Genomic DNA, 8,619 nt, shown 5'->3' on the forward strand with positions numbered 1-8,619 from the left:
AAAAGGAAGTAAAACAATGAATAATTTAGATAAGAGAATTCCTGAGTCAATGACGTCAGAGGTTTTAGAATTAGCCTCTCGCAATTATGCGAATCATAGCCAAGCTTACTCCGCCTCCGAACTCATACAAGCGGGTACAGAAGCCCAGATTCCAGGGGAGTTTATTCAACAGGCAATTCAAGAGGTGCGATCGCGGCAAAATCGGCGACATAAGCAGCGGAAAATCTTGGCAATAGTTGGTGCTAGTTTTTTGGCTATTAGTGGAATTTGGAGTATTGGCACATATAACTCATTTTCTCGCCGTGCTTCCCAGGTTGAGGCTAAATGGGCGCAAGTGGAAAATCAACTTCAACGGCGGGCTGATTTGATTCCCAATTTAGTGCGAGTCACCCAAGCTTATACCAAACACGAAAAAGAAATGGTGTCTCTGTTGCAGCAATCTCGTCAGGCTTATTTACAGGCGGATACGCCAGAGAAAAAAGCGGTTGCTGTCGAACAAGTGAATGACGCGATTAACCGTTTCCAAGACTATGCCGCTAATAATTCTCAGTTACAATCGAGTCAATTATTTACGAACCTTCAGTATGAAATAGCCGGAACCGAAAATCGCATTGCTGTAGAACGGATGCGTTATAATCAGGCGGTACAACGGTACAATCAAACGATTCAGCAATTTCCTAACTCAGTTTTGGCACAGGGGTTAGGGTTTGAGGCGCAATCCTTTTTCCAGACGGCAACCACTGAACCTTAACAAGGACGATTCTCACGCCTAATCTGATTCGTCTGATAAGTTAGGGGATAGGAAGGGCGGGTTTTGCCTGTTTAATTATCACACGCTAGAAAGATTAATCACTAAACCCGCCCCTACAGGGATGGGAATTTTGTGTCTGGTATCAATAACGTCTCTTGCTTTAAATGTTGAATTATTTATTATTGCCGATATAGAACGAGTATGTTATGGTGTTGGTTGATTTGAGCTGAATAGCACTGACGTAAGCGTTTTATAAATTGATGTAATACATCCATAGATTTATAGTCAGCGCTGAAGTGTTGATGGCGCTAAAGCGCAACTACAAGCGCAACTACAAGCGCAACTACGAATGAAGCTAGCTTAGGTCAGTAGTATTCGCCTTTATTGCGTGAGTTTATCGCCTTCATGCCATCCTCAAATTACGACCACTTATTTAATACTATTGAAGAGTTAGTGCTGCATCATTCTCCTAGTGGTGCAGAACGAGAAATTGATCAACTTCTGATCAGTCGATTGCAAGGCTTAGGTGTCGAATCGTGGCAGGATCGAGCCGGGAATATTATTGCTAAGATATCGGGTCAAACCTCTGAGCGATCCATTGCGATTACTGCTCATAAAGATGAAATCGGCGGTATTGTTAAATCGATGGACGAACAGGGACAAGTGCAAGTCCGCAAACTCGGCGGCTCATTTCCCTGGGTTTATGGGGAAGGCGTTGTCGATTTATTAGGGGATAATCAAACCTTGAGTGGGATTCTTTCCTTTGGATCACGTCATGTTTCCCATGAATCTCCCCAAAAAGCGCAACAGGAAACCGCCCCCCTGCGTTGGGAAGAGGCTTGGGTGGAAACGAAATGTACTCTGGCTGAACTTGTCGCCGCTGGGGTGCGCCCTGGAACGCGCATGGTTGTGGGTAAACACCGTAAGCGACCCATACGCCTCAAGGATTACATTGCCAGTTATACCTTGGATAACAAAGCCTCTGTTGCCATTCTGTTGAGTCTTGCTGAACAGGTGAAAACTCCGGTTGTGGATACCTATTTAGTGGCGTCGGCGAAGGAAGAAGTTGGCGCAATTGGCGCGTTGTATTTTAGCCAAAATCACTCGCTTGATGCTTTAATCGCCCTAGAAATCTGCCCTCTCTCCTCAGAATACCCAATTGAAGATGGGGAAGCACCTGTGCTGTTGTCTCAGGATGGCTACGGGATTTACGATGAGGGACTCAACTGGGAACTGCGACAGGCGGCGAATGGGATTGGTGTTCCTTTACAGCTTGCCACGATTAGTGGGTTTGGCAGCGATGCGTCTATTGCCATGAAGCTTGGTCATGTTGCCCGCGCCGCCTGCTTGAGTTTCCCGACACAAAACACCCATGGCTATGAGGTGGCTCATTTGGGTGCGATCGCCAACTGCATTTCTTTGCTTGACACGTACTGCCAGACTCAGTTCACCTGAATATCACACAACGGCAACGGATAGCAACTCCCTTTATTAAAATACAGTTAAAATAAAAGAGGCACAGTGAAGATTGTGTAAATATGGGTAGTATAGGCTTTTGGGAAGCAAATCGTTCAGTATACTAGATAAAAAGCGAAAGACTTAACCAGCCGTTAGCGCTGAAAAAACAATTCTTGAAGGTAAGCTTATTATGTTGCATATCATGTTAGTTAGCTCAGTTACTCTTTACTTAGTCGTAGCTATGCGCTTGTTAAACAAGTGGTTTACCTGTTTACAAGAAGATAATACCTTATCGGAAGACGATAAATTTAGCTGTGGAGTTTGTTTCGTTGTCGCTACTATTACGTGGCCCCTATCTGTACCCTACTCCTATCTAAAATTATTGGAAGGTCAAAATACTATTCCCCAAGACTCCTGATTAAGTTGAATCGGCTTAAATAAAAAAGACGTGGCAAATAGGAAGTCGTAGAAACTAATTATTAACTAAACCGAAAGGAATCGAATCAAGCCGCAACGTATCAACTTGTCAATAATCCAACTCTTTACCTTCTTTTTCAGTCCATTCTGAAAAAATGAAGTCACACTATTGTCGGGGCGGATTGACGCGCTCCGGAGGGTTCATAACCGATAACCAATCCACAAAACCTGTCCTTAATCGAATGTCACCCAACCGAATATGAGTAGTGACGCTTCTCTGGGCTAAGGGAGCTGCGTAAAAATAAAGTACCAGTGAAGAAAGCTGTATTCATCAACTCAGCCAAGCTTGATTGGTATATTATTAAGCCGCAAGTCCCTAAGTAGAAATAAAGCGATTAATGATAACAGAGAGGGGCAAGGGGCAATACCCTCCCTCGACTTTACCTATGACAAACGTGCCATGGCACATCTCTACTATTCTAGTGTAGAAATCTCATCGACCACCTTCATCCGTCCTCGGCGAAATGCGCGGAGTAATCGTTCTAGGGAGTCTCTTTCTTCATCAGTTAGTGATTCTTCTAGCAATGCTGCCATTAATCCGTATCGGTCAGCGAGCGTAATTTTACCAGAACTGCTAGCTTGAGCGAATAAATCAGATAGCGCACCAGGTATAAGTCTCACTGAAATTTTCATCGAAAATCTGGGTTGGTAAGGGGACGAATGGAATACTCTGTCATTTATGTATGGGGAGGAAACAAGTCCCCTTACATAGACAGCAGTCCGACAGGACTTCCGATTGACGCTTTGACTTCGCGGCAATTGAGCGTTCGACTGAGACGTTCGGCGAGCACTTTTATCCAATATGAACTATCCTAACCATTTGAGGGATATGGGTCAGACCCCACACCCCAGCGGAGGCGCGGGGGAGTTGGGGGAGATGGGGAGATGGGGGAGTCAACAAATGACAAATGACAAATGACAAATGACAAATGACAAATGACGAACGACAAATGACGAATGACAACAATGATTGCGATACCATCCAAGTGTAGTCATCATCACACCTATCACTCACTATGGAGCCAGATTCTCTTCCCGCAGAGCTAATCCTGACGCAATCGCGTCAGAGTCTGGGTAATATCCGATTAGATTGGACTCCCCAACCGGGTAATTATCTTGACTATAACGGTCAAACCTACGCTGTTTTAGAGCGTCGCCATCGCTATCTTCTAAAATCTGGGCGTTATCGTTTACATAAAATTGCCCTATACGTCCAATCGGCTCCGCGCCCGACGGAGAAAAGTTTGGTTGATGGGCGCTGGGTGCTGGGCGATGCGAGTTGTGAATATAATGCGAATTCTGAACTTGTGCGTTGTGCGGTTAATCCAGAGGGTCCTTGTCAGTCTTGCCGTTACTACGAACCTATCCAATCCAACCTGACTGACTCTGAAATTCCCTATCGAAAAAGTCGCCAAAGCTAGATTGTATAGCGCTACGCGCTAGGCAACAGGCAATGGGCAATAGTGAATAAAAACGCTTACTCATCAAGGGATTGAAGGATTTGAATTTTTCTTCATTTGTCCTAACTAGAGTGCGTAGTGCTATACAAATCCCGCCGCGATCTTCACGTCTGCGAAGTGTGGCGGGAGAAGGTAGAGACGTTTCGGCGAAACGTCTATCAATTGATTGTAGGAACTGATTTTCCGGCTATTTTAAGCTTGATTGCTTGAATCGATAAAAAATGGGGGAGTGGGTAGATCATTGGCGATCGCTAGTACCTGAAGCGCAACTTTTACCTTGACCATGTTAGCGTCGTTTTCTGCGCTTCCTTCTGGTGGATTCTTGAGAAACTCTTTCAGTACCTTAGCCGCCTCTACGCCAGCTTCATGTAGAGCATCATCAAATTCTCGCTCTGCTGCCATGACTTTCTCCTCGAATTTGGTCTGATGCTTTCATTGTAGAAGGCGATCGCTTGAGTGAATAGGTTTGATGCAGAACCTGAGTAGGGGCGCAAGCTATATAAGAGGGCACGGCAATGCCGTGCCCCTACCACCCTCTGATTGCAAGTCGAGGTGTTGCCTATTCCCACCACAAGACTTATTCAACAGCCCCTAATCAAGCCGCAGGTAAGAGCGATCGCGACAACACCACGCCCTGATAATACTGTTGTAACTGACGGGTTGCGGCTGACCAACTCCAGCGTTCCGCTTCCGCCCTGGCGTTTTCTCGTAAGGTTTCCCGTTCGGTTTGTTCCTGGAACAGACGTTGAGTCGCGGCGATCGCGCCTTGTTCATCTTTTGGATCAAACAGGTAGCCGTTCACCCCATCGGTGACGATATCGGGAATTCCCCCGGAACGCGCCGCGACAACGGGACACCCCGCCGCCATCGCTTCGAGTAAAACTAATCCCAAGGTTTCGGTACGGGAGGGGAAAATAAACGCATCCGCCGACGCAAAGGCAGAACCTAAGGCTTCACCTGTCAGATACCCGACAAAATGGGTGGGGGTTCCGGCAAAATGTTTTTCTAGGGCGCTGCGATGGGGTCCATCGCCCACTAACGCCAAACGCGCACCGGGAATCGATTCGAGAACGGGTTTAATCCGGTCAATTTCCTTTTCCGCCGACAACCGCCCCACATAAAGCAGCAACGGGCTTTCCGGGTGTCCTTGAGACAAGTGCGATCGCATGTCCTCAGACGCCAAACTGGGACGAAATGTCTCTGTATCTACCCCCCGTTGCCACAAATCTAAGTGTTGAATCCCTCGCCCTCTCAATTCCTCCACCATCGCCGTCGAGGTACATAAATTAAGCTGGGCTTGGTTGTGATTTGCCTTAATTAATTCCCACATCACCGGTTCTAACATCCCTAACCCATAATGCTGAAGATACTGGGGTAAATGAGTATGATAGGATGCGATTAAAGGAATTTGCATTGCTTTAGCATAATAGAGTCCCCCTAACCCTAATACCGCCGGATTCACCACATGAATTACATCCGGCTTAAATTTGGCTAACGCTATGCCAATCGCGGGTCGAGGTAATGCCAGTTTCAGTTCGGGATATAAAGGTAATGGAAAAGCCGAAACGCCATAAATTTTGGCACCTTTGTGTTCTGTGAGTCCACCATCTGGACAGATTACCAGAACCTGGTCACCATTGCGTTGTAAATGATCAACCGTGTGCCGCAGTCGCGTGACAATCCCATCAACTTTAGGCAAAAAGGTTTCAGTGAATAAGGCAATTCGCATAATCGTGTGACTGTGTGCGGAGTGGTATTGCAAACGGTAGGAGGCAGGAGGCAGAAGGTAGGAGGGTTGTTACTGGTATAGGGTCTCAGCCATTATATCTGTCCTAACTTCAATGGCACTAAAATCAACCTTTTTGGATCGCCGAAATCCTTATATACCGTAGGGTGGGTTGAGCGAAGTCGAAACCCACCAGCCAAAATTTTAGTACCATGTATCTTCACCTTGATGGCGACAGTTAGAACAACTAAGGATCTTCAGCGTTTTTGGGCGGTAAGGTACAGAGTCCATGAATACCAATGGCGGCGATAATTCCCCCTAATAAAACGCCCACACCTTCAGCAAAACAGTTAATTCGATGTCTATTTTCTGCGGCTTGGGCAATGGATAAATCCCGCATTGTCGAAGATGGAGATTGAGACAACTGTTGATAATACCTTTGGTGACGCTCTAATGCTACCCATTCTGGGAAAAGATAATAGGCACTGAGAACCGATGCAGCGAAACCGGGTAAGACGACAAATACGAGAAGAATTGCCGATTTTATCATCATGACAAGCTATGAAAATCTGGCTATTCCCAGGGAAAGATGAGATAGGGTAAGAGGAAACCAAGAGTTTCTAGTTCCTCTTACCGAAACCATTAGTTCAGTGATTATCCTGGGCTGTTCTAGACCGAATTGGGTTGAAAAAACGGGAATATCAATCACCGCAACCCCTATTTTTTTCCGTTGATGTTTTATGTCTTCCCTACCATAGTCCTGAATCCTGAACCGATAGTCAAGAGCTTTAGCGCCGCCAAGACACCTTGGGTAAGATTTGCTTTTCATCTACACGGTGCTTGTACTTGCTGGCAAAGTTAAGTAAGGAATCGATCAGGGAATCAGAGAGGTAATGGGGTTGGAGTCCTAAACTTAACAAGCAAGTATTTTTGGCGTAGAAATAATGCTGTTCTAACTCAACTCGTGGGTTATCGAGGTGCTTAATGTCCACATCGATATCCAAATGGGTTCCAGCATTTTTCACCATCACGGCTAAGTCACCCACGCTGAACATTTCCGTGAACTGGTTAAATACGCGGAATTGACCGGGATCAGCCGGATTCGCGATCGCGAGTTCGACACAACGCACGGTATCCCGAATATCTAAGAAGCCCCGGGTTTGTCCCCCTTTACCATAGACCGTTAAGGGATGACCCACCGCCGCCTGGATACAGAAACGGTTTAAGGCTGTACCGAAAACGCCATCGTAGTCGAGGCGGTTAATCAGCATCTCATCCATTCCGGTTTCTTCGGTTAAGACTCCATAGACGACACCCTGATTCAGATCTGTTGCCCGGAGTCCCCAAATCTTGCAAGCAAAGTGGATATTATGGCTATCGTGGACTTTGCTCAGGTGGTAGAAGCTACCAGGCTGTTTGGGATAGGGTAAGGTATCTTTGCGCCCATTATGCTCGATGGTGATGTAGCCTTCTTCGATATCGATGTTCGGCGTGCCGTATTCACCCATCGTCCCCAGTTTGACCAAATGGCAATCGGGGAAGTCTTGTCGCATGGCGTAGAGAATATTTAATGTCCCTACGACATTATTCACCTGAGTCAGTACCGCATGTTCGCGGTCAATCATCGAGAATGGGGCAGACCGTTGTTCGCCAAAGTGAACAATTGCCTCCGGTTCAAACTGATGCAGGGATTTAATCAGGAAATCGTAGTCGGTGATATCACCCACGAACAAGTCAATGGATTTACCCGTCAGATCCTGCCAACGTTGGATACGGTGTTGAATCGGTGCAATTGGCGTCAGGGTTTCTACACCCAGTTTCATATCCCAGTGACGACGCACCAGGTTATCCATAATCCCGACGTCGTATCCTTTTTTGGATAGATGCAGGGCAGTTGCCCACCCACAATAACCATCGCCACCAATAACCAAGACTTTCATAGTCAATCCATAAAATTGAAGAGCCGATACTCGGTAAATGTATCAGGTTTCGGGTACTCTCGAACCATTAAAATCAGCGATCGCACCTTAAATCATCCTACATGCATACAAGTCAGCCGTCTCTACCCGCCAACTGTACCCTCCGACGCGCCTCTTCTGGGGATCGGGGCGCGATTTTCCGATTGGTACTGGGGGCAAAACTTGATCCAACTCAGTTACGATGGCAGCAATTCTGGGTGATTGAATGCGAAGGACAGGTGGTAGCATGTGGACAGTTACGCCAGTTTGCTGACGCCCAGGAGTTAGGGAGTTTGGTTGTCGCCCCAGAGTGGCGCGATCGCGGTTTGGGAACGTTGCTGACGCAGCATCTGATTCACCAAGCCAGCCACCCCCTCTATCTGGAATGTTTAGGGACGCGCCTAGCCCAATTCTACAGGCGCTTTGGCTTTGTGCCAGTTTCCTGGCAAGAATTGCCGCGATCGCTTAAATTTAAGTTCGGCTTATCTCACTTTGCTAAGATTATCTTGCGAATTCCCGTAGAAATTATGACTTTATCCTCTCAATGAGATTGACTTGACAAAGATAAATAAGTATAGTTTTATAAATACTTCTACAGATAGAGGAAACATTCCTTTATTTAGTCATTTAATTTGTCACAGTTGTTTCACTTACTACAGGGTTTCCAATTTATGAAATTTAGCTACTCACCGTGGCTGTCTGCCTTAACGGTTGCTACCACTGCCGCTACCGTAACGATGGTCAATGTATCCCCGGCTACAGCCGCTTCAATGAAATATGATCTACGAA

At 46.3% G+C, this 8,619-nt stretch carries 10 protein-coding genes; 5 read left to right on the forward strand and 5 right to left on the reverse strand.

Going from position 1 to position 8,619, the window contains the following annotated elements:
- Positions 1–16: 16 nt before the first annotated feature.
- From MC7420_RS13720 to MC7420_RS13730, 3 genes are all read left to right on the forward strand, one after another.
- Positions 17–751, forward strand: coding sequence for a LemA family protein (locus tag MC7420_RS13720; RefSeq protein WP_006101074.1), 735 nt, complete (start codon positions 17–19; stop codon positions 749–751).
- A gap of 405 nt (positions 752–1,156) precedes the next feature.
- The gene (locus MC7420_RS13725; protein ID WP_006101117.1) at positions 1,157–2,206 is read left to right on the forward strand and encodes a M42 family metallopeptidase; all 1,050 of its coding nucleotides are present in this window, start codon (positions 1,157–1,159) and stop codon (positions 2,204–2,206) included.
- 205 nt (positions 2,207–2,411) lie between these two features.
- Positions 2,412–2,627 (forward strand): hypothetical protein, encoded by a 216-nt coding sequence (locus tag MC7420_RS13730; protein WP_157453174.1) that lies wholly within the window; start codon positions 2,412–2,414, stop codon positions 2,625–2,627.
- Between the two features lie 473 nt (positions 2,628–3,100).
- On the opposite strand, the gene MC7420_RS13735 is transcribed toward MC7420_RS13730, so the two are convergent.
- The gene (locus MC7420_RS13735) at positions 3,101–3,319 is read right to left on the reverse strand and encodes a hypothetical protein (protein ID WP_044207174.1); all 219 of its coding nucleotides are present in this window, start codon (positions 3,317–3,319) and stop codon (positions 3,101–3,103) included.
- A 383-nt stretch (positions 3,320–3,702) separates the two neighbouring features.
- Here MC7420_RS13735 and MC7420_RS13740 point away from each other — a divergent pair, with 383 nt between their 5' ends.
- Positions 3,703–4,107, forward strand: a complete 405-nt coding sequence (locus MC7420_RS13740; RefSeq protein WP_006101178.1) for a DUF6464 family protein — start codon at positions 3,703–3,705, stop codon at positions 4,105–4,107.
- A 231-nt stretch (positions 4,108–4,338) separates the two neighbouring features.
- Here the strand turns inward: MC7420_RS13740 and MC7420_RS13745 are convergent, their stop codons facing one another.
- The 4 genes from MC7420_RS13745 to MC7420_RS13760 form a co-directional block, all read right to left on the reverse strand.
- Positions 4,339–4,548: a hypothetical protein gene (locus MC7420_RS13745; protein WP_006101125.1), complete on the reverse strand. Its 210-nt coding sequence runs from the start codon at positions 4,546–4,548 to the stop codon at positions 4,339–4,341.
- Between the two features lie 193 nt (positions 4,549–4,741).
- The gene (locus MC7420_RS13750) at positions 4,742–5,875 is read right to left on the reverse strand and encodes a glycosyltransferase family 4 protein (protein WP_006101106.1); all 1,134 of its coding nucleotides are present in this window, start codon (positions 5,873–5,875) and stop codon (positions 4,742–4,744) included.
- Positions 5,876–6,119: 244 nt separating this feature from the next.
- A complete protein-coding gene (locus tag MC7420_RS13755; protein WP_006101059.1) occupies positions 6,120–6,425 on the reverse strand; it encodes a hypothetical protein in 306 nt (101 codons plus the stop codon).
- A gap of 235 nt (positions 6,426–6,660) precedes the next feature.
- Positions 6,661–7,812, reverse strand: coding sequence for a UDP-sulfoquinovose synthase (locus MC7420_RS13760; RefSeq protein WP_006101158.1), 1,152 nt, complete (start codon positions 7,810–7,812; stop codon positions 6,661–6,663).
- 101 nt (positions 7,813–7,913) lie between these two features.
- Between MC7420_RS13760 and MC7420_RS13765 the strand changes: the two genes are divergently transcribed.
- Positions 7,914–8,378, forward strand: coding sequence for a GNAT family N-acetyltransferase (locus MC7420_RS13765; RefSeq protein WP_006101149.1), 465 nt, complete (start codon positions 7,914–7,916; stop codon positions 8,376–8,378).
- Positions 8,379–8,619: the final 241 nt, after the last annotated feature.

The organism is Coleofasciculus chthonoplastes PCC 7420, assembly GCF_000155555.1.
GTDB classification, from domain to species: Bacteria; Cyanobacteriota; Cyanobacteriia; order Cyanobacteriales; family Coleofasciculaceae; genus Coleofasciculus; species Coleofasciculus chthonoplastes_A.